General features: G+C 71.1%; 24 protein-coding genes and 1 tRNA gene. 12 read left to right on the top strand and 13 right to left on the bottom strand.

Translation table 11 applies throughout. From position 1 onward, the window contains the following. Positions 1-140 precede the first annotated feature (140 nt). Positions 141-228: transfer RNA gene (locus tag TN53_RS02500), tRNA-Leu, on the bottom strand. 187 nt (positions 229-415) lie between these two features. Between TN53_RS02500 and TN53_RS02495 the strand changes: the two genes are divergently transcribed. From TN53_RS02495 to TN53_RS02485, 3 genes are all read left to right on the top strand, one after another. Then, positions 416-1741 (top strand): M20/M25/M40 family metallo-hydrolase, encoded by a 1326-nt coding sequence (locus tag TN53_RS02495; RefSeq protein ID WP_046256632.1) that lies wholly within the window; start codon positions 416-418, stop codon positions 1739-1741. A 158-nt stretch (positions 1742-1899) separates the two neighbouring features. Further along, on the top strand, positions 1900-2133 hold the full coding sequence (chpH, locus tag TN53_RS02490; RefSeq protein ID WP_046256631.1) for a chaplin ChpH: 234 nt from the start codon (positions 1900-1902) through the stop codon (positions 2131-2133). 124 nt (positions 2134-2257) lie between these two features. Next, a complete protein-coding gene (locus TN53_RS02485; protein ID WP_046256630.1) occupies positions 2258-3052 on the top strand; it encodes a chaplin in 795 nt (264 codons plus the stop codon). Positions 3053-3118: 66 nt separating this feature from the next. Here the strand turns inward: TN53_RS02485 and TN53_RS02480 are convergent, their stop codons facing one another. Next, the gene (locus TN53_RS02480) at positions 3119-3307 is read right to left on the bottom strand and encodes a DUF5703 family protein (protein WP_005485166.1); all 189 of its coding nucleotides are present in this window, start codon (positions 3305-3307) and stop codon (positions 3119-3121) included. Positions 3308-3354: 47 nt separating this feature from the next. Between TN53_RS02480 and TN53_RS02475 the strand changes: the two genes are divergently transcribed. Next, a complete protein-coding gene (locus TN53_RS02475; protein ID WP_046256629.1) occupies positions 3355-4032 on the top strand; it encodes a hypothetical protein in 678 nt (225 codons plus the stop codon). A 165-nt stretch (positions 4033-4197) separates the two neighbouring features. On the opposite strand, the gene TN53_RS43960 is transcribed toward TN53_RS02475, so the two are convergent. Next, positions 4198-6378 (bottom strand): helix-hairpin-helix domain-containing protein, encoded by a 2181-nt coding sequence (locus TN53_RS43960; RefSeq protein WP_052745132.1) that lies wholly within the window; start codon positions 6376-6378, stop codon positions 4198-4200. Beyond that, entirely contained in the window at positions 6375-7358 is a 984-nt protein-coding gene (locus TN53_RS02465) for an aldo/keto reductase (RefSeq protein ID WP_046256770.1), read from the bottom strand. The genes TN53_RS43960 and TN53_RS02465 overlap by 4 nt, the downstream gene beginning before the upstream one ends. A gap of 177 nt (positions 7359-7535) precedes the next feature. Between TN53_RS02465 and TN53_RS02460 the strand changes: the two genes are divergently transcribed. Both TN53_RS02460 and TN53_RS02455 read left to right on the top strand, forming a co-directional pair. Next, complete coding sequence (locus tag TN53_RS02460; RefSeq protein ID WP_046256628.1) at positions 7536-8591, top strand: LLM class F420-dependent oxidoreductase; 1056 nt, start codon at positions 7536-7538, stop codon at positions 8589-8591. A gap of 235 nt (positions 8592-8826) precedes the next feature. Then, positions 8827-9615 carry a ferritin-like domain-containing protein gene (locus tag TN53_RS02455; RefSeq protein WP_046256627.1) on the top strand — a complete coding sequence of 263 codons (789 nt, stop codon included), beginning with the start codon at positions 8827-8829 and terminating at the stop codon, positions 9613-9615. Positions 9616-9624: 9 nt separating this feature from the next. Here the strand turns inward: TN53_RS02455 and corA are convergent, their stop codons facing one another. Then, on the bottom strand, positions 9625-10620 hold the full coding sequence (gene corA, locus TN53_RS02450; protein WP_046256626.1) for a magnesium/cobalt transporter CorA: 996 nt from the start codon (positions 10618-10620) through the stop codon (positions 9625-9627). Between the two features lie 62 nt (positions 10621-10682). Between corA and TN53_RS02445 the strand changes: the two genes are divergently transcribed. The 4 genes from TN53_RS02445 (at position 10683) to mshC (ending at position 14206) form a co-directional block, all read left to right on the top strand. After that, a complete protein-coding gene (locus TN53_RS02445) occupies positions 10683-11369 on the top strand; it encodes a histidine phosphatase family protein (protein WP_046256625.1) in 687 nt (228 codons plus the stop codon). A 67-nt stretch (positions 11370-11436) separates the two neighbouring features. Beyond that, positions 11437-12027 (top strand): DUF3090 domain-containing protein, encoded by a 591-nt coding sequence (locus TN53_RS02440; protein ID WP_046256624.1) that lies wholly within the window; start codon positions 11437-11439, stop codon positions 12025-12027. Further along, a complete protein-coding gene (locus TN53_RS02435) occupies positions 11991-12800 on the top strand; it encodes an SCO1664 family protein (RefSeq protein WP_199924497.1) in 810 nt (269 codons plus the stop codon). Before TN53_RS02440 ends, TN53_RS02435 begins: the two co-directional genes overlap by 37 nt. A 176-nt stretch (positions 12801-12976) precedes the next feature. Further along, complete coding sequence (gene mshC / locus TN53_RS02430) at positions 12977-14206, top strand: cysteine--1-D-myo-inosityl 2-amino-2-deoxy-alpha-D-glucopyranoside ligase (RefSeq protein ID WP_046256622.1); 1230 nt, start codon at positions 12977-12979, stop codon at positions 14204-14206. Positions 14207-14270: 64 nt separating this feature from the next. Here the strand turns inward: mshC and TN53_RS48110 are convergent, their stop codons facing one another. After that, complete coding sequence (locus TN53_RS48110) at positions 14271-14537, bottom strand: hypothetical protein (protein WP_234441497.1); 267 nt, start codon at positions 14535-14537, stop codon at positions 14271-14273. Here TN53_RS48110 and TN53_RS48105 point away from each other — a divergent pair, their 5' ends adjacent. Then, positions 14538-14960: a hypothetical protein gene (locus TN53_RS48105; protein ID WP_234441496.1), complete on the top strand. Its 423-nt coding sequence runs from the start codon at positions 14538-14540 to the stop codon at positions 14958-14960. It abuts the gene before it with no gap. On the opposite strand, the gene TN53_RS02420 is transcribed toward TN53_RS48105, so the two are convergent. Further along, positions 14950-16680 (bottom strand): S8 family peptidase, encoded by a 1731-nt coding sequence (locus TN53_RS02420; RefSeq protein ID WP_046256620.1) that lies wholly within the window; start codon positions 16678-16680, stop codon positions 14950-14952. The two genes, TN53_RS48105 and TN53_RS02420, sit on opposite strands and share 11 nt — an antisense overlap. Before the next feature lie 275 nt (positions 16681-16955). On the opposite strand from TN53_RS02420, the gene TN53_RS02415 reads away from it, so the two are divergent. Beyond that, positions 16956-17912, top strand: coding sequence for a hypothetical protein (locus TN53_RS02415; protein WP_046256619.1), 957 nt, complete (start codon positions 16956-16958; stop codon positions 17910-17912). A gap of 36 nt (positions 17913-17948) precedes the next feature. On the opposite strand, the gene TN53_RS02410 is transcribed toward TN53_RS02415, so the two are convergent. The 6 genes from TN53_RS02410 to TN53_RS02385 all read right to left on the bottom strand — a co-directional run bounded on the left by TN53_RS02410 (position 17949) and on the right by TN53_RS02385 (position 23901). Continuing rightward, positions 17949-18935, bottom strand: a complete 987-nt coding sequence (locus TN53_RS02410; RefSeq protein ID WP_046256618.1) for a PAC2 family protein — start codon at positions 18933-18935, stop codon at positions 17949-17951. A gap of 230 nt (positions 18936-19165) precedes the next feature. Next, entirely contained in the window at positions 19166-19837 is a 672-nt protein-coding gene (locus TN53_RS02405; RefSeq protein ID WP_046256617.1) for a FadR/GntR family transcriptional regulator, read from the bottom strand. A 98-nt stretch (positions 19838-19935) separates the two neighbouring features. Further along, a complete protein-coding gene (locus tag TN53_RS02400; RefSeq protein WP_046256616.1) occupies positions 19936-21231 on the bottom strand; it encodes an amidohydrolase in 1296 nt (431 codons plus the stop codon). Continuing rightward, positions 21228-21980: a nucleoside phosphorylase gene (locus TN53_RS02395; protein ID WP_046256615.1), complete on the bottom strand. Its 753-nt coding sequence runs from the start codon at positions 21978-21980 to the stop codon at positions 21228-21230. Before TN53_RS02395 ends, TN53_RS02400 begins: the two co-directional genes overlap by 4 nt. Then, entirely contained in the window at positions 21977-22843 is an 867-nt protein-coding gene (locus TN53_RS02390; RefSeq protein ID WP_046256614.1) for an ABC transporter permease, read from the bottom strand. The genes TN53_RS02395 and TN53_RS02390 overlap by 4 nt, the downstream gene beginning before the upstream one ends. Beyond that, complete coding sequence (locus tag TN53_RS02385) at positions 22843-23901, bottom strand: ABC transporter permease (protein WP_046256613.1); 1059 nt, start codon at positions 23899-23901, stop codon at positions 22843-22845. The genes TN53_RS02390 and TN53_RS02385 overlap by 1 nt, the downstream gene beginning before the upstream one ends. Position 23902: the final 1 nt, after the last annotated feature.

Here is a 23902-nt window from a genome sequence, read left to right as displayed (position 1 = left end):
GGAACAGGCCGAGTTGGTGCTTTTGTTTACTCGGCGTACGTCTCGAATTCAGCTGTTTGTGGTGTGCCGTTCGCGCTGGTGATCACGAAGGTGAGATGTGCGGAAAAAGCAAAAAACCCCTGATCAACAGGGGTTTCAGCTGGTGTCCGAGGGGGGACTTGAACCCCCACGCCCGATAAAGGGCACTAGCACCTCAAGCTAGCGCGTCTGCCATTCCGCCACCCGGACAAGGTGTCTGTCGCGCGGGGTTCCCCTCGCGGCGACAGAGGAAACATTACCAGGCTTTCGAGGCGCCCCGATCACCCCCTCGTCCCGGCGTGAACGGCGTGTGACGGGCCGGGTCCGCTCTTGGGCGCGGCCGGTCGGAGGGGGAGGATGAGGGGAACGACCAGCAGTGACAGCGGGAGGAACCAGCGTGAGCGGGACGGACACGACCAGGCACGTCACCGGCGAGGACGAGGTCGTGGACCTCTGCCGTGAGCTGATCCAGATCGACACCAGCAACTACGGCGACCACTCGGGCCCGGGCGAGCGCAGGGCGGCCGAGTACATCGCCGAGAAGCTCGCCGAGGTGGGCCTCGAACCGCAGATCTTCGAATCCCACCAGGGGCGCGCCTCCACGGTCGCCCGCATCGAGGGCGAGGACCCCTCCAAGCCGGCGCTGCTCATCCACGGGCACACCGACGTCGTACCGGCCAACGCGGCGGACTGGACCCACCACCCCTTCTCCGGCGAGGTCGCCGACGGGTGCGTGTGGGGACGGGGCGCCGTCGACATGAAGGACATGGACGCGATGACCCTCGCGGTCGTCCGCGACCGGCTGCGCAGCGGGCGCAAGCCCCCGCGCGACATCGTCCTCGCGTTCCTCGCCGACGAGGAGGCGGGCGGCATGTACGGCGCCCGGTACCTCGTCGACAAGCACCCCGATCTCTTCGAGGGCGTCACCGAGGCGATCGGCGAGGTCGGCGGGTTCTCCTTCACCGTCAACGAGAACCTGCGGCTCTACCTGGTCGAGACCGCCCAGAAGGGCATGCACTGGATGCGGCTCACCGTGGACGGCACCGCGGGCCACGGTTCGATGACCAACAACGACAACGCGATCACCGAGCTGTGCGAGGCCGTCGGCCGGCTCGGGCGGCACAAGTGGCCGGTGCGGGTCACCAAGACCGTGCGGTCCTTCCTCGACGAGCTCTCCGACGCGCTCGGCACCGAGCTCGACCCCGAGAACATGGACGAGACCCTCGCCAAGCTCGGCGGCATCGCCAAGATGGTCGGCGCGACCCTGCGCAACTCGGCGGCGCCCACCATGCTCGGGGCCGGCTACAAGGTCAACGTCATCCCCGGCCAGGCCACCGCCCACGTCGACGGGCGCTTCCTGCCCGGCTACGAGGAGGAGTTCCTCGCCGACCTCGACCGCATCCTCGGTCCGCGCGTGCGCCGCGAGGACGTGCACGGCGACAAGGCCCTGGAGACCGACTTCGACGGCAAGCTCGTCGATGCCATGCAGGTCGCCCTGAGCGCCGAGGACCCGATCGCGCGCGCCGTGCCCTACATGCTCTCCGGCGGCACCGACGCCAAGTCCTTCGACGACCTCGGCATCCGCTGCTTCGGCTTCGCGCCGCTCCAGCTGCCGCCGGAGCTCGACTTCGCCGGGATGTTCCACGGCATCGACGAGCGGGTGCCGGTGGAGGGGCTCAAGTTCGGTGTGCGGGTGCTCGACCGGTTCATCGACGCGTCCTGACGGCGGTAAGCCGAGAATTGACGTCGATATTCGACAGCCTGTGCGGAAACGAATGAGAAGGGTGAATGGACTCATAGGCTCGTAGCTTCATTACTCCCTCCTCGTTACAGGTGATGCGATCGGCAACACGAGATCGCTTTTGCCAACAAGGAGGAATAATGATCAAGAAGGTCGTCGCCGCTGCGGCTGCCACTGGTGGCCTGGTTCTCGCGGGTGCGGGCCTGGCCGTCGCCGACTCGGGTGCCCAGGGTGCCGCCGTGCACTCCCCGGGTGTTCTGTCCGGCAACGTCGTTCAGGTGCCCGTTCACATCCCGGTGAACGTCTGCGGCAACACGGTCTCCGTGATCGGTCTGCTGAACCCCGCCTTCGGCAACACCTGCATCAACAAGTGACGTCGATCCGCTGAGGGTCGTTTGACACCCGTCGGCCCCGGAGCGCGCGCCATGCGCTCCGGGGCCGACCGGTCTTTTCACGAGAATTGCAGGTCGGAATCGAAAAGGCAGGGGGAATTCAGGAATGCGACAGGTCACCCGCAAAGGCCTGATGACCGTGGCGGCCGCGACCGGCGTGATCGCCGCCGCGGGCGGTGCCGCCCACGCCGACTCGGCCGCGAACGGATCGAGCTCGAACTCGCCCGGCGTACTGTCGGGCAACACGGTGCACGCGCCGGTGCACGCGCCGGTGAACGTCTGCGGCAACACCGTCGACGTGGTCGGGGTGCTCAACCCGGCCATGGGCAACAAGTGCGCCAACCAGAGCGGATCGTCCGGCGGGTACGGCGACGACGGTGGGTACGGGGGTGGCTCCGGCGGCAGCGGTTCGTCGTCCGACGGTCACGCGAGCGGCTCGCCGGGCGTCGGCTCCGGCAACCACGTCGAGGCCCCGGTGGATGTCCCGGTGAACGTCTGCGGCAACAGCGTCGACATCATCGGGATCGGCAACCCCACCACGGGCAACGACTGCGCGAACGACGGCTCCGGCGGCGGCCACCCCGGCACACCTCCCGGCGGCGGCCAGACACCGCCCGGAGGCCCGGACCAGCCCGGCAACCCCGGGCAGCCGAACAACCCGGGCAACCCCGTGGAGCCGGGCAACCCCGGATCCCCGGGCACACCGCCGTCCTCGGGTGAGGAGACGCCGGGCTCGCCGGGCGGCAACCACCCCGGGGCGCAGACGGTCACCCAGCCGCACGGAGAAGCGCAGCTCGCCCACACGGGCAGCGACCTCCCGCTGGGGCTCACCCTGCCGGTCGGGGCGGGCGCCCTGCTGGCGGGCGCGGTGCTCTACCGCAAGGCACGGGCAGCCGCATAACGGGCACGGCGCATGACGGAGCGGGCCCCGCATCGGCGGGGCCCGCTCCGTTTTCGTCGCGTCATCTCACCAGGTGGCACGAACCTGGCGGATGATCCTGCGGCGCAGCCGCACCCTGCGGCTTCCGTCACGCAGCAGGCTCAGGCGGTCCAACTCCCAGTGTCCGTACTCGGCATGGTCCGTCAGCAGTCGAGTGGCGTCCTTGCGGGAGACCCCGCGCGGCACGTACACGTCGACAAATTCGTATTCCGGCATCGCATCTATTGTGCGGGCTGGGGCCCGGTACGGATAGCGTCTGCACTATGTCTGATGCTGTGCAGCCCACCGCTGCCGAGGTACGTGCCGCCGCCGAGGCGGTCAAGACCGCGCTCGACCGCCACCTGGCCGCGGTCGAACGCCGGTCGGGGGAGGACGACCCGGCCGTGTACGAGGCGTTCAACGAGCTCGCCGCGGCCGCCGAGGTGTACGACGAGCTGCTCTACGACCGCTATGACGAGGTCACCCCCTTCGAGATCCCCGGCACGGAGGACGCTCTCCCGCCGTACACCGGCCCCGAGGAGCCGCATGCGGTGAGCGTGCTGATCCGCCGTGACTACGCGGTGGAGGAGCCGCAGCGGCTGCTCGCGCAGGCGCAGCGGATCGAGGCGGCGGACTACGAGGCCGGTGCGGAGGCCGCCGGCACGGTGCACGGAGCGTTGGGCATCCTGTTCGGAGAGTTCGAACCGGACGAGATCGCCTCCCGGCACAAGGAGTTCGGCCTGGAGGAGGGCGACTCCACGCTGTGGGTGACCGCGGCGGACGAGCAGTCGGATCCCGGTGAGTGGCTGGCGGGGCCGTTCGAGCAGATCGACCCGCAGCGGGTGGTGTGCCGGTTCGACGTCAGCGCGGTGTTCGACGACGAGATCGATGACGGCGAGGACGAGCTGGACGATCTCGACGCGGAGCTGGACGAGGACGAGGATCTGGAGCAACACGCGTAACGCTGCGCTGGACTTGGGCGGCGGCGGTCGCGGAGGGGTTCCGTGGCCGCCGCCGTCGGCGTGTGCGGGGCGTGGTCGATGCGGCGCGCCGTTGGTCTTGCGGACGGTGGGCGACTGCGAGTGGTCGGGGGCTTATCGCGAAGTTCCCCGCGCCCCTGAGGTGAGTCAGCTGGACGTGGGTACCTGCGTCCCCAGCAGGACCGGGAGGCGGGTCGTGCGGGGCTTGGCCTGGATCTCGGCCACGGCCCTCGGCAGAGCCTGGTCCGCGCCCTGGACCACGGAAAGGTGGCGCTCCGCTCGGCTGAACGCCGTGTAGACCCACGGTCGGGTCAGCGACTGGGTCGCGTCTCCCGGCAGGACCACGACCACCGCCGGCCAGCGGCCGCCGGCCGCCTGGTGGGCGGTCAGGGCCCAGCCGTGGCGTACGGACTCCTCCACACGCTCCTTCGGTACGACGACGGCCTCACCCGCGCAGGAGAGGTGGAGGCCCTCCGCGTCGGCCTTCACCACGTGGCCCGGCAGGGTGCGGCCCGGCGTGGGCGAGTAGGCGATGCGGTCGCCGGGGTCGAAGCCGCCGAAACGGCCCGGGCCGGGGTTGAGACGCTCCTTGAGGGCCACGTTCAGAGCTCGTGTGCCCGCCGCGCCGCCGTGGCCCGGCGTGATCACCTGGGTCTCCTCGGGCGGGACACCGATGGCCCGCGGTACCGAGTCGGCGACCAGCTGCACGGTTCGGTGCACGGCCTCGCCCGCGTCCCGCGCCGGCACGATCACGACCTCCTTGCCGGGGGCCTCGACCTGGTTCAGCTCGCCGATGCCGATACCGGAGACCAGCTCGCCGAGGGGGCCCGGGTCCGGCCGCCGGGAGGCGATCTGGGGGCAGACGCGCGCGGCCAGCAGATCACCGAACACCCGCCCCGGCCCCGCCGACCACAGCACCGCCGGGTCCCCGGCCAGCACCAGCCGCGCCCCGTCCGGCAACGACTCCGACAGCAGCGCCGCACTCTCCACGTCCAGCTGGGGCGCGTCGAGAACCACGAGGAGGTCGAGATCGAGCGCACCGTCGGCATCGCGGCCGGGGCCTTCGGTCCCGGTGAGGAGACCGCTGACGGTGGTGGCGGTGTCGTCGGAGGCCAGGGCCGCGAAGCGGTCCCGTCCAAGGGGGCCGTGGGCTGCCGCCCAGGCACGCAGGCCGAGTTCACGGGCCGCGTGGAGCAGAGCCGCGGGTTCGGCCAGGGATGCCTCGCCGCCGGTGTGGAGGACCAGGCCGCTGCCCGCGACCGCGCGGATCAGTTCACCGGCGGAGCCCTTGGCCGAGTCGGCGGCGCGCTCCCAGTCCTCGGCCGAACCGTCCTGCTTCGGCACGGAGTTGATCAGCCGGGCCAGTCCGTCGGCGAGGCTCTCCTCCGCCATCGCGTACCGCTCCAGTCCGACCAGGACGCGGACCGGGCGCTCCTCGCCCTCCTCCGGTTCAGGGGCCCGCGGGTCGAGGGCGTCCTGGAAGACCAGCGCCTCGGCCTCCGCGAGGGTGCTCTGGACGGCCGCCTCGGCATCCGGCACCCCCTGCTTGCCCAATGCCACCGTGAGCGTGGGAAGTTCGAGAGCCGTGTGCCCGGCCACGGCCGCCTGTTCCAGCAGCCAGACGGTCACCGCCCGGCCCCGCCGCTCGTCGTCCGGACCGCACTCCGCACCGAGCAGCGCCCGCGCGAAGCCGTCGGCCTGCTCGGGCCGCACCCCGGCGACCCGCAGCAACTGCCAGGGGTCCTCGCGCAGTTGCTCGGCGGCGCCCTCGCCGAGCGCGGCGGCGACCTGCGGGACGAGGGCCTCCGGCGCACCGCCGTCGGCCAGTACCCGCCGTACGGACTCGACGGTCTGCGCCGCGGGAGCCGGGGGCGCGCCGGCCGTCACCGGCCGAGGGCGCTGTACGGGCTCCGGCGCGGGCCGGCGCGGCGGCTCGGGCTCGGCGAAGACGGTCGCCGCCGGCTTGTCACCGCTCTCCACGGCCCGCACGGCGGCCAGTAGATCGGCGGCCTTTCCGCTGAGCTTGGTCCCGGCCTCGACGGGACCCTGCTTCTCGGCCTTCCGCCGGGCGATCCGCTCCCGCTCGAGCTTCTGCGCAGCGAGCTCGGCAGCGGCCTCGGACAGCTTCGCCGCGGCCTCGCCCTGTTCGCCGTCGGCCGCGGAAGCCTCGCCGGACACCTCGTCCGAGTCGCCCTCGGCGACCGCGGGCGTCTCGGCCCCGTCGCCTGCGACCGCCGCCCCCGCCTCGGCGTCGCCGGCGACCGCGTCCTGCGCGGTGTCCGGCGATTGCGGCTCGGTCTCCTGCGTGGGCTCCGGCTCCGTGCTCACAGCGTGCTCCAGTCGTGATCGGGATAGCGGTGCACGGGCGCCGACACATCGTCGAGCGCCCGGCAGATCTCGTCAGGAAGACTAAGGGCCTCCACTGACAATGCCGCCGTGAGCTGCTGCGCGTTGCGCGCGCCGACGATCGGCGCGGTCACGCCGGGCCGGTCGCGGACCCAGGCGAGGGCCACCTGTAGCGGGGTGACCGCGAGCCCGTCGGCGGCGGTCTGCACGGCGTCCACGATGTGCCCGGCCGTGTCGTCGAGGTACGGCGCGACGAAGGGGGCGAGGTGGTCCGAGGCGCCCCGCGAGTCGGCCGGCGTGGCGTCCCGGTACTTGCCCGTCAGTACCCCGCGGCCCAGCGGGGACGACGGGAGCAGGCCGATGCCCAGGTCAAGCGCGGCGGGCAGCACCTCGCGCTCGATGCCCCGCTGGAGCAGCGAGTACTCCAGCTGTGTCGCGGCCAGCCGGGTCCGGGTGCCCGGGGCCGCCAGCTGCCAGGTCGCGGCCTTGGCGAGCTGCCAGCCGCAGAAGTTGGAGACCCCGGCGTACCGCGCGCGGCCGCTGCTGACCGCGAGGTCGAGCGCCTGGAGGGTCTCCTCCAGCGGGGTGTCCGGGTCGTAGGCGTGGACCTGCCACACGTCGACGTAGTCCGTGCCGAGCCGGGCCAGCGAGGCGTCCAGCGCGGAGAGCAGGTGGCCGCGCGAGCCGTCGAACCGCCGGTCCGGGTCGGGCACGCTGCCCGCCTTGGTGGAGATGACCAGATCCCGGCGCGGGATCAGCCCTTCTATGAGGCGTCCGAGCAGATACTCGGACTCCCCGTCGCCGTACACGTCCGCGGTGTCGACGAGGCTGCCGCCCGCTTCCCAGAACGTCTTCAAGAGGTCCGCGGCGTCGTGCTCGTCGGTGTCCCTGCCCCACGTGAGGGTTCCGAGTCCGATACGGGACACACGCAGGCCGGTGCGGCCGAGATGCCTCTGCTCCATGAACGGCGACATTACTGGCCGGAACCAGTGGTGTGGGGGCCTGTGGACAACCAGTTTCCGTCAGCGACACACGCGTTCATGTGGGCGGAAGAACACGACTGTCGGCTGCCCCGATCCGCACACCCCACGCTAAGGTCGGGAAACCAGGACGTTACTGATGGGTAAGGGGAATCGGCCATGCAGCTCGGCATCAACCTCGGTTACTGGGGCGCCGGAATGGACGCGGACAATCTCGCCGTCGCCCAGGAGGCCGACCGACTCGGGTACGCCGTGTGCTGGGCCGCCGAGGCCTACGGCTCCGACGCGGCCACCGTGCTCAGCTGGGTCGCGGCGAAGACCGAGCGCATAGACATCGGCTCGGCCATCTTCCAGATCCCGGCCCGCCAGCCGGCGATGACCGCGATGACCGCCGCCACCCTCGACTCGCTCTCCGGCGGCCGCTTCCGCCTCGGCCTCGGCGTCTCCGGGCCGCAGGTCTCCGAGGGCTGGTACGGCGTCAAGTTCGACAAGCCGCTGGCACGCACGCGTGAGTACGTCGAGATCGTCCGCAAGGCGATGACGCGCGAGCGCCTGTCGTTCGAGGGCGAGCACTGGACGCTGCCGCTGCCCGGCGGCCCCGGCAAGCCGCTCAAGCTGACCGTGCACCCGGAGCGCGAGCACATCCCGCTGTACATCGCCGCGATCGGACCCAAGAACCTGGAGCAGACCGGCGAGATCGCCGACGGCGCGCTCCTCATCTTCCCGTCCGCCGAGCACCTCGACGAGACGACGCTCAAGCACCTGCGCGCGGGACGCGCGAAGGCGGGCAAGACCCTCGACGGGTTCGACGTCCACCCGACGCTCCCGCTCGCCCTCGGCGAGGACAAGGACGTGGCCACCCTCGCCGACACCTTCCGCCCCTACACCGCGCTGTACGTCGGTGGCATGGGCAGCGCCAAGCAGAACTTCTACAACCAGCTCGCCCAGCGCATGGGCTACGAGGCGGCGGCCGCCGAGGTCCAGGAGAAGTACCTGTCCGGCGACAAGCAGGGCGCAGCGGCAGCCATCCCGCACGACCTGATCGACAAGACGGCGCTGCTCGGCTCCGTGGACCGCATCGCGGACCGGATGAAGGAGTACGCGGCGGCGGGCGTCACCACGCTGAGCCTCGCCCCCGCGGGCTTCACGCTCGACGAGCGGATCGCCGGGCTGCGGGCCGGGTCCGAGGCACTGGAGCGGGCCGGACTCGCGTAAACACGCGCCGCAACCGCCGGAGGTTTCTGCGGCCGTGGTGGGGGCTCGGGGGTCTTCCCCGCCACGGCCGTCACGCAGAACAACGCGCCGGCGCCCGTGTGGTTACGCCCCTGTCGTGACTCCCGGGGTCCTCCTTTTGGCGGAGTTGTCCGACACAGCTGTTGCAGCACCTCTCGCGCCGCATTTGACTCGTTCTTTGCGGAATGCCGCGGAGTCCCGCAGAGAGGTGCCCACGATGCTTTCGGCCAAGAGTCTGTTCCAGGAGATCATCGACAACGACGAGTCCTTCCGCTTGTTCTGCTCCATCGCGGCCGGCGGAGAGTCGCAGGGCGGCTGGGAGAACGCCCGCATCGCCGCGCTCGTCCCGGACGGCGAGCGCGCCCTCGCCCCCAAGATCGCCCGGCACGGCGCGGACGAGGACAAGCACGGGCGGATCTTCGACGCCCTGATGAAGAAGCGCGGCCTCGAGCCTGTTCCCGTACCGCCCGACACCGACTACACCATGCTCCTGGAGCACAGTGGCATCGGTCTCGCCCACGAGAAGCTCAGGGCCGACCGGACACTGACCGTGCAGGACATCGTGACCTACCTCGCCCACAGCCGCGTCACCGAGCAGCGTGCCTCCGAGCAGATGGAACTGCTGCGCAAGCACTTCGCCGACCATCCCGACCTCGGCCGCGCCGTGAAGATGATCTCCAACGACGAGGACAACCACCTCGCCTACTGCCACGAGGAGTTGCTGCGCTTCGCCTCCGCGGGGCACGGCCGGGACATCCAGCGGACCCTTCGGGAGTGCGCGCTCGCCGAGATCCGCGTCTACCGGGACGTCAGCCTCGCGGTCATGGCCCACATGGGCCGCATCCTGGGCTGGCCGACGGCGAAGTCGGCCGTCCTCGCGGCGGGCATCCACGCCGTGTACGCGTACGAACGCGTCGCGGGCTGGCGCCGGATGGTCTCCTTGCGGATGCCGGAGCGGCGCGACGCCCTCGGCGGACCGGCGACCCCGGCCCCCGAGGTCGCCTGAGCCGCGGCGCTACAGCCAGCCCCTGCTCTTGAACAGCCGGTACAGCAGCACCTCCAGGGCGGCCATGAGCGCGATCACCGCCGGATACGACCACACCCAGTGGAGCTCCGGCATGTGCTCGAAGTTCATGCCGTAGATCCCCGCGATCATCGTGGGGACCGCGGCCATGGCCGCCCAAGCGGAGATCTTCCGCATGTCGTCGTTCTGACGGACGCTCATCTGTGCGAGATGCGCGGAGAGGATGTCCGACACCAGCCGGTCAAGGCCCTCCACGGACTCGTTCACGCGCGTGAGGTGGTCGTTGACGTCCCGGAAGAAGGGCCGCGCCTTCTCGTTGACGAACGGCACGCCCGAGCCGAACTGGCCGACGGCGGCCAGCCGGGTCAGCGGCAGCGCCAGCGGGCCGGTCGCCCGGCGGAACTCCAGGATCTGCCGCTTGAAGGTGTAGATCCGCGACGCCGTGTGGCGCGAACCGCCGCCGTCCGGCGAGAAGACCTCCGCCTCCAACTCCTCCAGGTCGGTCTGGAGCTCCGTCGCCACGTCCAGGTAGTGGTCGACGACGGCGTCCGAGACCGCGTACAGCACGGCCGTGGGGCCCTTGCCGAGCAGCTTCGGCTCCTGCTCCAGGCGCTGTCGCACCGCCTTGAGCGGCGAGCCCTCGCCATGCCGGACGGTCACCACGAAGGCGTCGCCGATGAAGAGCATGACCTCGCCGGTGGAGACCCTGTCGCTCTCCGGCTCGTACACGACGGGCTTGAGGACGAGGAAGAGCGAGTCGTCGTAGACCTCCAGCTTGGGCCGCTGGTGGGCCTTGAGGGCGTCCTCGACCGCCAGCGGGTGCAGCCCGAACTCCTGGGTGACGAGGTCGAACTCCCGCTCCGAGGGCTCGTGCAGCCCGATCCAGACGAACCCGCCCGCGGCCCGCGCCTCGTCCAGGGCGTCGGACAGGTCCTCGGGGCCCTCGCTGCGGTGCCCGTCCCGGTAGATGGCACAGTCGACGATCACGCTGCGTATTCTCCCGTCGCTCGCAATCCGCCGCACGCGCGCGTACGCCTACGCTGGGCCGCATGCCCACGTTGATCCTCGTCCGCCACGGACGATCCACCGCCAACACCGAGGGACTGCTCGCCGGCTGGACGCCCGGGGTCGCCCTGGACGAGCGCGGGGCCGCGCAGGCCGCCGCGCTGCCCGGACGGCTCGCCGGGCTGCCGATCTCCGAGGTCGTCAGCAGCCCGCTGCAGCGCTGCCAGGAAACGATTCAGCCGCTCCTCGACGCCCGTCCCGAGCTGAACCCGCACACCGACGAGCGGATCGGCGAGTGCCACTACGGCGACTGGTCCGGCCGCAAACTCGCCGAACTCATGGACGAGCCGCTGATGCAGGTCGTGCAGGCCCACCCGTCGGCGGCCGCGTTCCCCGGCGGCGAGTCGATGCGCGCGATGCAGACCCGCGCCGCCGAGGCCGTACGCGAGTGGAACGCGCGCGTGGAGCGCGACCACGGCGACGACGCCGCCTATCTCATGTGCTCGCACGGCGACATCATCAAGTCGCTCGTCGCGGACGCGCTCGGACTCCATCTCGACCTCTTCCAGCGGATCTCCGTAGAACCGTGTTCCATCACGGCGATCCGTTACACCCGTCTGCGGCCGTTTCTCGTGCGCCTCGGCGACACCGGTGATTTCGCCTCGCTCGCACCCCGCGAGGAGCCTCCCGCCGGCGATGCCACGGTCGGTGGTGGTGCGGGCGCACCGTGATCGTCGGGCGCAGTAGGGTGAAGCGGTCGAAGCAGCGCCGTACTCACGATTCCAATGGAGATAGGACGTGTCCCGTCAGGTGTTCCTCTATGACCCACCGGAGCGTTTCGTGGCCGGCACGGTCGGACTGCCCGGGCGCCGTACGTTCTTCCTCCAGGCCTCCGCCGGCCCCCGGGTGACCAGCGTGGCCCTGGAGAAGACCCAGGTCGCCGCGCTCGCCGAACGGATGGACGAGCTGCTGGACGAGGTCGTGCGCCGCAGCGGCGGCAGCGCCTCCGTTCCGGCCATGGCACCCACCGAGGTGTCCGACGCCGCCCCGCTGGACACCCCCGTCGAGGAGGAGTTCCGCGTCGGCACCATGGCGCTCGCCTGGGACGGCGAGGAGCAGCGCATGATCGTCGAGGCGCAGGCCCTCGTGGAGCTCGACGCCGACTCCGAGGAGGACCTCGCCGAGGCCGAGGAGCGGCTCCTCCAGGACGAGGAGAACGGCCCCCCGATGCTGCGGGTCCGGCTCACCGGCGCGCAGGCGAGAGCCTTCGCCAAGCGTGCCCTGGACGTCGTCAACGCCGGGCGGCCGCCGTGTCCGCTGTGCAGTCTCCCGCTCGACCCGGAAGGACACGTATGTCCGCGCCAGAACGGATACCGCCGCGGAGCGTGACCACGGCAGAGCTGCTCACCCGAGGTGAGCTGACGGTGCGTGGACAGATCCGCGAGGCCTCCAACGCGGTGCTGTACTGCGCCGTCTCCTACGAGGGGCAGGAGGCCACGTGCGTCTACAAGCCCGTACGCGGTGAGCGCCCCCTGTGGGACTTCCCCGACGGCACCCTCGCCCAGCGCGAGGTCGCCGCGTACGAGGTCTGCGAGGCGACCGGCTGGGGGCTCGTACCGCCCACCGTGCTGCGGGACGGGCCCTACGGCGAGGGCATGGTCCAGCTGTGGATCGAGGCCGAGCCGGGCCCCGAGCTGCTGTCGCTCGTCGACACGGAGGAGCCCGGGCCGGGCTGGAAGGCGATCGGGTTCGCCGAGGTCGGCGACGGGAAGACCGCGTTGCTGGTGCACGCCGACGACGAGCGGCTGCGCCGGCTGGCCGTGCTCGACGCCGTCATCAACAACGCGGACCGCAAGGGCGGCCATCTGCTGCCGGCCGGGGACCGCCTGTACGCCATCGACCACGGCGTGACCTTCAACACCGAGAACAAACTGCGCACCCTGCTGTGGGGCTGGGCGGGCGAGCCACTGCCGGGCGAGGCCGTCGACGTACTCAAAGGCCTCAGGGAAGCCCTGACGGGGGAGCTGGCCACCCGGCTGGCCGCACTGATCACCCCGGCCGAACTCGACGCCACACGCGCGCGTGTCGACGCCCTCCTGACGTCCGGAATGCACCCGGAGCCGAGCGGGGAGTGGCCGGCCATTCCCTGGCCGCCGGTATAGGAGCAGACCGGTGGCATCGCGCCCCGAAGGGGCGCGGGGAACTGCGCGACCAGCCCCCACCGGCCGGCAGTTTTGCCACGGTTACCCCTGCGGAGCGTTTCGCGCAAGACCGCCTTACCGGCCATCCGGCCCGGTCCGGTTCGTATACGGAACATCCGTCCGGTTAGGCTCATGACATGCATGCCTGGCCCGCTTCCGAGGTCCCCGCCCTGCCTGGTCAGGGCCGCGACCTGAGGATCCACGACACCGCGACCGGTGGCTTGGTCTCCCTTGTCCCCGGTCCTGTCGCCCGTCTCTACGTCTGCGGCATCACGCCGTACGACGCGACCCACATGGGACACGCGGCGACCTACAACGCGTTCGACCTCGTTCAGCGCGTGTGGCTCGACACCAAGCGGCAGGTTCACTACGTCCAGAACGTCACCGACATCGACGACCCGCTCCTGGAGCGCGCCGAGCGGGACAGCGTCGACTGGGCCGCCCTCGCCGAGAAGGAGACGACCCTCTTCCGCGAGGACATGACCGCCCTGCGGATGCTGCCTCCGAAGCACTACATCGGCGCGGTCGAGGCGATACCCGGGATCGTCCCGCTCGTCGAACGGCTGCGGGACGCGGGTGCCGCGTACGAGCTCGAAGGGGACGTCTACTTCTCCGTCGAGTCCGACCCGGACTTCGGCAAGGTCTCGAACCTCGACGCCGCCGCCATGCGGCTGCTGTCCGCCGAGCGCGGCGGCGACCCGGACCGTCCGGGCAAGAAGAACCCGCTCGACCCGATGCTGTGGCTGGCCGCCCGTGAGGGCGAGCCGAGCTGGGACGGCGGCTCGCTGGGCCGCGGCCGGCCCGGCTGGCACATCGAGTGCGTCGCCATCGCCCTCGACCACCTGGGCATGGGCTTCGACGTCCAGGGCGGCGGCTCCGACCTCGCCTTCCCGCACCACGAGATGGGCGCCTCGCACGCCCAGGTGCTGACCGGCGAGTTCCCCATGGCCAAGGCGTACGTCCACGCCGGCATGGTCGCCCTGCACGGCGAGAAGATGTCCAAGTCCAAGGGCAACCTCGTCTTCGTCTCGAAGCTGCGCTACGACGGCGTCGACCCGGTCGCGATCCGGCTCGCCCTGCTGGCCCACCACTACCGCTCCGACTGGGAGTGGACCGACCAGGTGCTCGAAGACGCCGTCGCCCGGCTCGGCCGGTGGCGTGCCGCCGTCTCCCGGCCCGACGGCCCGTCCGCCGACGCCCTCGTCGAGGAGATCCGCGAGGCCCTCGCGGGCGACCTCGACGCCCCCACCGCGCTGGCCGCCGTGGACCGCTGGGCGGCACTGCAGCAGGAACAGGGTGGTACGGAGGAGGGTGCGCCCGGCCTCGTGTCGCGGACTGTGGACGCGCTGCTGGGCGTAGCGCTCTGACCGGAACATAGGCGAGGGCGCTTCCTCCACGTGAGGAAGCGCCCTCTGTCATGTCAGACGCGGTTCAGAGCCGCTGGATCCTGACACTGCGCAGCACGTTCGGGGACTGGGTGTCCCAGACGCCGATCACCTGGTGGCCGAAGGCGAAGGCCTCCTGGATCTGCTGCTGGATCTGCGGGATCGGGTTGTTGAGGACCCGGAACTGGTTGTTGATGCGCAGGAAGATCTGCCGCGGCTGGCCCTGGAGCGGCTGGATGATGTCGATGAAGCCGTTGGCCACACCGGCCGCCAGAGGCTGTGCCTGGACCTGCTGAGCGACCTGCTGGACCACTTGCTGCACGATCTGCTGGAGATGCTGCTGCACCTGCTGCTCGATCTGCTGCGCCTGCTGGTCCTGCTGCTGGCTCTGCTGGCCCTGTTGCTGCCCCTGTTGGCTCTGCTGCTGACCGAGCTGCTGGAGCAGCTGCTGGAAGGGCTGCTGCTGGCCGAGCTGCTGGAGCTGCTCCAACGAGCCGCCCCCCATGCCGAACGGCTGCTGCTGGCCCTGTTGGCCGTAGCCCTGCTGGCCTTGCTGACCGAAGCCCTGCTGCCCGAACGGCTGTTGCTGCTGGCCGAACGGCTGCTGCTGGTACGGCGAGGTGCTCGGGAACTGCTGTCCCTGCTGTTGTCCCAGTTGGCTCATCTGCGGGGTGGTGCTCATGCGGGTGCCACCTTCCCTTGTGATGGTGGGGATGTGCCGGCCGTCAGCCGGTGACGACCAGCCCGACGATCTCGTCGTCCGCGTACCAGACGCGGACGTCGGGGCGTCCCCCCGCGAAGGCGGAGTGCACCGCCTGGCGGATCTCGGGGGACGGGTGGTTCAGGTTCCGCCAGCCGCCGGCCACGAACAGCCGGAGCCTGGGCGGGAGTTCGCGTGGATACGGCACCAGTTCGTCCCAGTACCGCTCGGCCTGGCCGGAGCCGACCGCGTGCGGCAGCAGATGGGTCACCGCCGCCTTGATGTCGGGCCGGCTGCCGATCCGCTGGGAGGCGGGCCGGCCCGGCGCGTCCTGCTGCGGGGCCCCGGTCGCCCGCAGCACCGCGCGGGCCCGCTCCGGGGACATCGGTGCCTGGGCGGCCGCCCTGAGCATGCCCTGCAGCGCGGCCAGAGCGCCGACCACCATCGGGGAGGCCGAGGAGGTCCCGGAGAACGTGTCCGTGTACCAGGCGATCTCCTCGGGCCCGCCCTGCAGGTCACCGGGCTTGTCCCAGAAGCCGCCGGTGGTCGTGACCTCGCGTCCCCAGCCCTGGGCGTCCACGCGGGCACCGTAGTTGGAGAACGCGAGCCGTGACCGGTCCGGTCCGTGGTCCCGGCCGTGGGTGCCGGGCGGCGGGGCGCCCGCGCCGACCAGGACGGCACCGGAGGACTGGTTGGACGGGTTGAACGGGTTGCGCCACCACGCCGGGAACTCGTCGGGGCGGCGCTCGTAGACCGCGTCGTCGAGGGACTCGCCGCCGTTGCCGGCGGCCGCCACGACGAGGACGCCCTTGGCGGTGGCGTAGCGGACGGCCGCGAAGTCGTCCGGCCACCACTCCAGGGCGACGTAGCCGCGCTGGTCGTCGCGCTCGGCGAACTCCGACCGCGGTCCGGGCCGGTGGAGTTCGACGAGGACGATGTCACCGGGGCCGAGCCGGTCCGCCGCCGCGTGGATCGCGGCCGCGGTGCCGATGCCCTGGAAGGACGCGGCAGCGGTGGTCGCCTCCGGCACGATGCCGGTGACGCCGTGTTCGCCCTGGTCGCCGCCGATCACGCCGATCACGGCGGTGCCGTGGTTGCGCCAGGCGATGTCGGTCAGCGGGGTGCCGACGACGACACCGGCCAGCTTGGCGGCCAGGTCCTCATGGCCCAGCTGCCAGGAGCCCTCGACGTCGATCACGGTCACGCCGTGACCGGTCCCGCCGGGCCGCTGCCAGGCCCAGTGCGCGTCGATCCCCTCGGGGGTCGGCCGCAGATAGCCCTGCCGACTGCTGAAGTCCGGTGTGACCGGGGCGCCTTCCTTCAGTCGCCCGCTCTCCTCGCCGACCTGCTTGAGGGCCGCCGGTACGGCGCCCGGCTTCACGTACGCGGTGTCGATACCCGGCAGCGCGGCGATCCGCGAGCGCAGTTCCTCGGCGCGGCTGCGGTCGCCGCGCACCTGGTAGAACAGCGCCAGGTCGGGCACGTTCCCGGAGTCCGGGACGGCCGACTGCTGCAACCTTTCTTCGCTTCCGAACAGCGGTTCAAGAGCGAGTTGTTCGTCGCTGAGGAACATGTTGAGGGCCGAGACGTCGGCGCCCGCCGCCGACCGAACACCGTCGGCCTGGGCACGCAGCCGGGCCTCGGGACGGGCGACGACGATCAGTTCCTGTTCGGCTCCTCGATAGCTGAATCCCGCTCCGTCGGGCCCCGGCCCGGACGTTCCCGGGCCCTGCGCCGGCTGTACCTGGTCGGTCATCGGGTTCCGCTCCCTTCGGTCCTTGCGGGTGCCTGGTTGCGGGTGGTGGGCCTCCGTGGGACAACCAAGCACTCCGACGGCGCCCCGTCCACCCCGTGTTCGCCAACTCGGTTTGGAAACAAGTTGAATTGGGTAACGTGTGCAATCCGTCCTGAAACAGATGTCACGTGGCAATCCGGCCAAAGACTGCGGAGGTGACGGTCATGTGATGGGGTGGGAGCGTCTGTTGACCGTTCGGCCGGCCATCCCGTCGGCCCTTGGCAGAAGGACGCACAGTGGCACCCACGGACCGTTCCTTCGCACGTCGAAGACTCCTCACCGCGACCGCGGCGCTGACGGGAGCAGCGCTGCTCGGCGGCACGGCCCACGCGGCCGAGACACACAAGGCCGCCTGGCCCGACCAGTTCCCCCTGCCGGACGGCTTCCAGCCCGAGGGCATCGCCATCGGCAACAAGCCCTTCGGCTACTTCGGTTCGCTCCTCAACGGCGACATCTACCGGGCGAGCCTCGCCACCGGCCGGGGCTCGGTGATCAGCAAGGGCCTCGGCGACGGGCACCAGACCGTGGGCCTGAAGATCGACTGCCATGGCCGGCGGCTCTTCCTCGCCGGCGGCGGCAGCGGCGAGATCCGCACGGTGGACGCCCGCTCCGGGGAGATCGAGAAGGTCTACGCCACCGGCGGCACCTTTGTGAACGATGTGATCCTCACCCCGGGCGCCGCCTGGTTCACCGACTCCTTCAAGCCACAGCTCTACAGGCTGAACCTCGGCAAGCACGACGAGCCCAAGGGCGTCGAGACCGTCCCGCTGACCGGCGACTGGGTCCAGGGCGACGACTTCACGGCCAACGGCATCGAGCGCACCCCCGACGGTCGCGCCCTGCTCGTGGTGAACGGCTTCGCCGACGGCGGCACCCTCGAACGGGTCGACCCGCGCACCGGAGTCGCCCGCGCCGTCGACCTCGGCGGGGCCAAAATCCCCAACGGGGACGGCCTGTTGCTGCTCGGCAGGACCCTCTACGTCGTCCAGCAGCAGCAGAACGCGATCGATGTGTTCCGGCTGAACGCCGCCGGCACGAAGGGCACGGCGATCGTCAGGATCACCGACTCCCGCTTCCGTATCCCGACGACCGTCGCGGCCTGGGGCGAGAAGCTGTATCTGCCCAACGCCCGCTTCGACGTGGAACCGACGCCCGACACCGAGTACGACGTCGTGGCGGTACCGCAGGTGTGACCGTGAGGTGGGCGGTGCGAACCGCCCACCTCCGTCTCACTCCTCCGACGACTCCTCCTCGTCCGTGCCGCCGCCGCCCGACTTCGGCGGCTTCGGCGGCCGCGGACGACCGCTGGGGTTGTCCCGCAGATACGTACCGTCGCCGCCCTCGGTCGCGTGCCCGCCCGGCGGGGTCGGGCCGCCGCCGTCCCGTCTGCGCAGATACCGCTCGAACTCGCGGGCGATCGCCTCGCCCGTCGCCTCCGGCAGCTCCGCGGTGTCCCGGGCCTCCTCCAGCGTCTGCACGTACTCGGCGACCTCGGTGTCCTCGGCGGCCAGCTGGTCCACACCCACCTGCCAGGCGCGCGCGTCCTCGGGCAGCTCGCCCAACGGGATGCGTACGTCGATCAGGTCCTCGAGCCGGTTCAGCAGCGCCAGCGTCGCCTTCGGGTTCGGCGGCTGCGACACGTAGTGCGGTACGGCCGCCCAGAGGCTGACCGCCGGTACGCCCGCGTGCGTGCAGGCCTCCTGGAGGACGCCGACGATGCCCGTGGGGCCCTCGTACTTGGTCTCCTCCAGGTCCATGCGCTGGGCCAGGTCCGGGTCGGACGTGGTCCCGCTGATCGGGACCGGACGCGTGTGCGGGGTGTCGCCGAGCAGGGCGCCCAGGATCACGACCAGCTCCACGCCCAACTCGTGGGCGAAGCCGAGGAGCTCGTTGCAGAACGAGCGCCAGCGCATGGAGGGTTCGATACCTCGGACCAGTACGAGATCACGCGGCTTGTCGCCGCCGACGCGGACCACCGAGAGGCGGGTCGTCGGCCATGTGATCTTCCGTACACCGCCGTCCAGCCACACCGTGGGGCGGTTCACCTGGAAGTCGTAGTAGTCCTCGGCGTCCAGCGCCGCGAACACCTCGCCCTTCCATTCCCTGTCCAGATGCGCGACCGCGGTGGAGGCGGCGTCGCCGGCATCGTTCCAGCCCTCGAACGCGGCCACCATGACCGGGTCGATCAGCTCGGGTACCCCCTCGAGCTCGATCACCCAGTGCCTCCTTCCGATGTGCCCTCACGTACGCCCCAACCTTACGGCGTCCAACGGGGGCGTCCGCAGCCCCCTTGCACGGGGGAGTGAACGCATCACTGCCCCATTAGCCACCCCGGAACACTCTCCATTCCTCGGATCTGTGCCGGATCACCGTGCACGCCTGCCCCCACAGCGGCTCGGTGACCCGGGTAGACGTCGGATGACCCGGCGAGGCACGGAACGGCAGTTCAGAGCGAGGCCCGCAGCCACTGCTCCACGCTCGCGATGTGCACCGTCGCCCACGACCGCGCCGCCTCCGCATCACGATCCCGAAGCGCGGCGAGGATCATGCGGTGCTCGTGCAGCGTGCGGCTGACCGCGTCCTCCTGCGTCAGGCCTCGCCAGATCCTCGCCCGGGTCGTGGGGCCCGACAGGCCGTCGAGGAGGGAGCAGAGGACCGAGTTGCCGGAGCTCTGCACGATGCCCCGATGGAAGTCGAGGTCGCATGCGACCAGTTCCTCCACGGAGGGGTCGGAGCCCAGTTTGTCCAACTGGGCCGACAGGGCGTTCAGTTGCTGCTCGCTGATCCTCAGGGCCGCCATCGAGGTCGCGGCCGGCTCCAGGATGCGGCGGACGGCCAGGAACTCCAGGACGGTGTCGTCGCGGTGGAAGTCGACGACGAAACTCAGCGCCTCCAGGAGGAGTTGAGGGTCCAGGCTCGTCACATACGTGCCGTCGCCCTGTCGCACGTCCAGGATCCGGATCAGCGACAGGGCCCGCACGGCCTCCCGCAGCGAGTTGCGGGACAGCCCGAGCTCGGAGGCGAGCTCGCTCTCCTTGGGGAGCCGGTCGCCGGGGCGCAGGGCGCCCGAGACGATCATGCCCTTGATCTTCTCGATCGCCTCGTCGGTGACTGCCATGGCCGGCCTCCCAGTGGTTCCCGCATGCCCGTCAAGACATCCGATGTCTTACGCCATTATGGGGGCCGACCTGCCGATCGGGGTGCCAAACGCCCCGCTCAGACAAGGTCCTCCAGGTCGGCGATCACCGTACGCTCGTCCAGCGTCGTCAGCACCCGGTCCCGCAGGAGCACCCGACCGTCGACGACGGTGTCCCGCACGTCCGCCGAGTGCGCCGCGTACGCGAGCGTCGACCACGGATCGTGCACGGGCCGCAGGTGTGGTGCGTCCAGGTCGAGCACGATGAGGTCGGCCCGCTTCCCGGCCTCCAGCGAGCCCAGCTGCTCCCCGAGCCCCAGCGCCCGCGCACCCTCGATCGTCGCCATGCGTACGGCCTGTTCGGCGCCGACCGCCGTGGGGTCGCCGCCCGCCTTGTGCACCAGCGCCGCCTGCCGCACGGCCCCCAGCACATCCAGCGTGTTGGAGCTGACGGCCCCGTCCGTGCCGAGCCCGACGGTCACCCCGGCGCTCAGCAGCCGTGGCACCGGCGCGATCCCGCAGCCCAGCTTCAGGTTGGACACCGGACAGTGGGCGACCGCCGTGCCGGTGCGGGCCAGCGCCGCGATCTCCGGTCCGGTGAGGTCCACGGCGTGTGCGAGCAGCACGTCCGGGCCGAGCAGACCGAGTGCGTCGAGCAACTCCACCGGACGCTTGCCGTACTTGACCTCGACGGTGGCGACCTCGGTCGCGTTCTCCGAGGCGTGGATGTGCAGCAGAGCGCCGAACTCCCGGGCCAGGGCGAAGATCTCGGTGAGCTGGTCCGGGCTCAGGGTGTACGTGGAGTGCGCGAAGAGGACCGGGCGGGTACCGGGGCGGGCCGTGCCGCGGGCCGCCAGGTCCCGGCGCGCCCAGTCCAGGCGGTCCTCGTAGGCGATGCCGTCGGGCGGGCCGGGCACGTCCATGAAGGTGGGCCCGGTGTGCAGCCGCCAGCCCGCCTCACGTGCCGCCTGCTCGGCCGCCTCGTGGAACCAGTACATGTCGAGCGCCGAGGTCACCCCCGCCCGTACGCTCTCGGCGACCGCCAGCCGCACCGCCGCCGCCACGTTCGCCGGCGTCAGCAGCTCGGCCTCCCACTTCAGCACCCGCTCCAGGAAGCCCTGGAGGGTGACGTCGTCGGCGCGGCCGCGCAGCAGGGTCATCGCGAGGTGGGTGTGGGTGTTGACCAGCCCTGGAAGGACGAGACAGCCCGTGGCGTCGATGGATTCGGCGGCCGTGAAGCGCGTACCCAGCTCCTCGGCGGAACCCACGGCGACGATCTCGCCCTCATGGACGGCAACAGCCCCGTCCCGTACGACAGTTCCCTCGTCGTCCACGGTCAGGACGTCGCCGCCGTGGATCAGCAGGTCGATGCTCACGCCCGGTACTCCTCCGCCAGCAGCCGCAGCGCCTCCAGCGACACCAGCGCACCCCGCTCGACGCCCGCCGCGACGACATCGCGGTGCGGGTCGTATGCGCTGGCGCCCTCCTCGTTCACCAGCTCGTCCGCGTTCGCCCCGTCGATGACGAGGACGCCGCCCGCGACCAGCCCGCGCAGCGACGCCGTGACCAGCAGTGCGGAGAGCTCCATCTCGATGGCGGCGAGGCCGGCACCGTCGTAGGAGAAGAGCGGGAGGAGGCCGGGCTGGAAGGCCGCCCGGGTCCAGACGATGCCGCGGTGGTGCGGGGCGTTCGCCTCGCGGGCCGCACGCTGGAGCGCGATGACCGCCTCGGGGGAGGAGACCGCGGGGTACTCCGGCGGGAGCAGCTGGTGGGTGACACCGTCGTCGCGGACGGCCGCCTCCGCGATGACGAGGTCGCCGTCGCCGATCCCGGGCTTCATCGCGCCCGCCGTGCCGAACCGCAGGATGGTGTGGATCCCCGCGTCCGCGAGCTCCTGGAACAGCAGGATCGCGCCCGGACCGCCCACCCCGTGCGAGGCGACGACGACCGGCAGGCCCTTCCAACTGCCGCTGAACGTACGGTATTCGCGGTGGTACGAGACCTCCACGGCCCCGTCGAGCAGCGCGGCGACGGCCGCGGCGCGCGCCGGGTCGCCGACGACGACCGCGTGCGGCGGCAGACCGGTGCGGGGTATGCGGGTGATGGGCAGCAGGTCCTGCGTCATGCGGCGGCTCCGGTGGACGGACGGGTACGGCGACGGCGTGCCGTGGTGAGGAAGAGGGCGCCCAGCGTGACGACGTACGGCGCGGCGTCGGTCGCCTGCTGCGGCAGACCGAGGCCCTGGAGACGGAAGCCGGCCGCCTCGGCGAGGCCGAAGAGCAGCGCGGCCAGCAGCACACCGAGGGGCAGGGCGCGACCGAGCATCACGGCGACGACGGCGATCCAGCCGCGGCCCGCGGTCATGTTCTCGGTGAACAACGTGACGTTGCCGAGGGCGAGTTGGGCCCCGGCGAGACCGCACAGGACACCCGAGACCAGCACGGCCGCGTACTTGTACTTCGCCGGGCTCACCCCGAGCGTGGCCGCCGCGTCCGGTGCCTCGCCGACCCCGCGCAGGCGCAGTCCCCACACATGCCGGGACAGCATCACCGCGGCCACCGCGACCGCCGCCCACGCCAGATAGGCGAGCGGGCTGAGGCCGCCGATCAGGGGCAGGCCGAGAAGGGACGGGTCGTCGAAGGTGCCCTGCACGCCGAAGACCGTACGGAGCAGGAAGCTCGTCAGCCCCACGGCCAGCAGATTCATCGCGATACCGAGAACCACCGCGTCGCCGCGCAGCGTGACCGTCCCGACCGCGAGGATCAGCGAGTACGCCGCCGCGGCCAGCGCCGCCGCGAGCACTCCCAGCCAGGGGCTGCCGGTGAACCAGCTCGTGGCCACGGCGGTGAAGCAGCCCATCAGCATCATGCCTTCGAGGCCGATGTTGAAGACGCCCGCACGCTCGCAGACGGCTCCGCCGAGCGCGGCCAGCAGGATCGGCGTCAGCGCGCGCAGCGCCGACATGAGGAGGTCGGAGTCGAAGAACATCACACGGCCTCCTTGACGTTGACGTCTGTCTTGGCCTTGCGGCGGGTGAAGCGCGGGAAGGTCAGCCGGGCCGCCAGGAACACGATCACGATCGCCTGGAGCACCTGTGTCAGCTCACGCGGCACCTCGGTCGTCCGCTCCATCGCGAGACCGCCGACCGAGAGGACGGCGAAGAAGAACGACGCGATCACCGTACCGAGCGGAGCCGCCGTGGCCAGCAGGGCGGCCGTAAGTCCCGTCCAGGTGTAGCCGGGGGCGGTGAGCGAGCCGTCGACGAAGCGGTACGGGAAGCTCAACACCCCGATGGCGCCCACGAGTCCGGCGATCGCTCCCGACACGGACATCAACTTCAGGGTCAGGCCCCGGCGTTCGACACCCGCGTACGCGGAGAAGCGCGCGTTGAGACCGGTCATGCGTATCTCGTACCCGAACGCGGTTCGCTTGTCCGTGAACCAGTACGCGCCCGCCGCGAGAACGACCAGAACCAGACCGAAGGTGACCGTGGAGTCACCGAAGGCGGGCAGTGCCACGCCGTCGGGCATCGCCCGTGTCTGCGGCAGGCTGGAGCCGGGCTCCTTGAGCGGGTAGCGCGCCAGGTAGGAGGCGAGCGAGACCGCCGGGTAGCTCAGCAGCAGGCTGCTGACCAGGAGCGGCACGCCGAGGTGGTTCTCGCACAGGGCGGCCAGCGTGGCGTAGGCGGCGCCCGCCGCCATGCCCGCGAGCAGCGCGAGTACGACGGTGAGGGGCGCCGGCAGCGGGGAGTACAGGCCGGTCACGGCCGCGGTGATGCCGCCGAGGACCATCTGGCCGTCGCCGCCGAGGTTGATGAGCCCGGCGCGCAGCGGGATCGCCAGCGCCAGGGCCATGCCGAGCACGCTGGTGACGGTGGTGAGCGTGGAGCCGATGCCGTCGGCGCCGAGCGAGCCGGTGAGGACCGCCTCGTACGCCGCTATCGGGTCCGCTCCGGTGCCGACCAGGAAGAGCGCGCCGATGAGGACGCCGGCGAGCACGGAGAAGGTGATGGGGGAGCGCAGGGCTCCGGATATCCGGTTGGTCATG

Source organism: Streptomyces sp. WM6386, from assembly GCF_000972385.1.
In the GTDB taxonomy this organism is placed as follows: Bacteria; Actinomycetota; Actinomycetes; order Streptomycetales; family Streptomycetaceae; genus Streptomyces.
This window is presented reverse-complemented; position numbering and strand designations above follow the sequence as displayed.

Excerpts from the sequence above, each read along its gene's own strand:
- TN53_RS02405 (WP_046256617.1), bottom strand. The coding sequence starts at position 19,837 with ATGGCAGTCACCGACGAGGCGATCGAGAAGATCAAGGGCATGATCGTC.
- TN53_RS02435 (WP_199924497.1), top strand. The coding sequence starts at position 11,991 with ATGTCCGCGCCAGAACGGATACCGCCGCGGAGCGTGACCACGGCAGAG.
- TN53_RS02480 (WP_005485166.1), bottom strand. The coding sequence starts at position 3,307 with ATGCCGGAATACGAATTTGTCGACGTGTACGTGCCGCGCGGGGTCTCC.
- TN53_RS02475 (WP_046256629.1), top strand. The coding sequence starts at position 3,355 with ATGTCTGATGCTGTGCAGCCCACCGCTGCCGAGGTACGTGCCGCCGCC.
- TN53_RS02395 (WP_046256615.1), bottom strand. The coding sequence starts at position 21,980 with ATGACGCAGGACCTGCTGCCCATCACCCGCATACCCCGCACCGGTCTG.
- TN53_RS02420 (WP_046256620.1), bottom strand. The coding sequence starts at position 16,680 with ATGACCGACCAGGTACAGCCGGCGCAGGGCCCGGGAACGTCCGGGCCG.
- TN53_RS02385 (WP_046256613.1), bottom strand. The coding sequence starts at position 23,901 with ATGACCAACCGGATATCCGGAGCCCTGCGCTCCCCCATCACCTTCTCC.
- TN53_RS02460 (WP_046256628.1), top strand. The coding sequence starts at position 7,536 with ATGCAGCTCGGCATCAACCTCGGTTACTGGGGCGCCGGAATGGACGCG.
- TN53_RS02445 (WP_046256625.1), top strand. The coding sequence starts at position 10,683 with ATGCCCACGTTGATCCTCGTCCGCCACGGACGATCCACCGCCAACACC.
- TN53_RS02390 (WP_046256614.1), bottom strand. The coding sequence starts at position 22,843 with ATGTTCTTCGACTCCGACCTCCTCATGTCGGCGCTGCGCGCGCTGACG.
- TN53_RS02465 (WP_046256770.1), bottom strand. The coding sequence starts at position 7,358 with ATGGAGCAGAGGCATCTCGGCCGCACCGGCCTGCGTGTGTCCCGTATC.
- TN53_RS02485 (WP_046256630.1), top strand. The coding sequence starts at position 2,258 with ATGCGACAGGTCACCCGCAAAGGCCTGATGACCGTGGCGGCCGCGACC.
- chpH (WP_046256631.1), top strand. The coding sequence starts at position 1,900 with ATGATCAAGAAGGTCGTCGCCGCTGCGGCTGCCACTGGTGGCCTGGTT.
- mshC (WP_046256622.1), top strand. The coding sequence starts at position 12,977 with ATGCATGCCTGGCCCGCTTCCGAGGTCCCCGCCCTGCCTGGTCAGGGC.
- TN53_RS02455 (WP_046256627.1), top strand. The coding sequence starts at position 8,827 with ATGCTTTCGGCCAAGAGTCTGTTCCAGGAGATCATCGACAACGACGAG.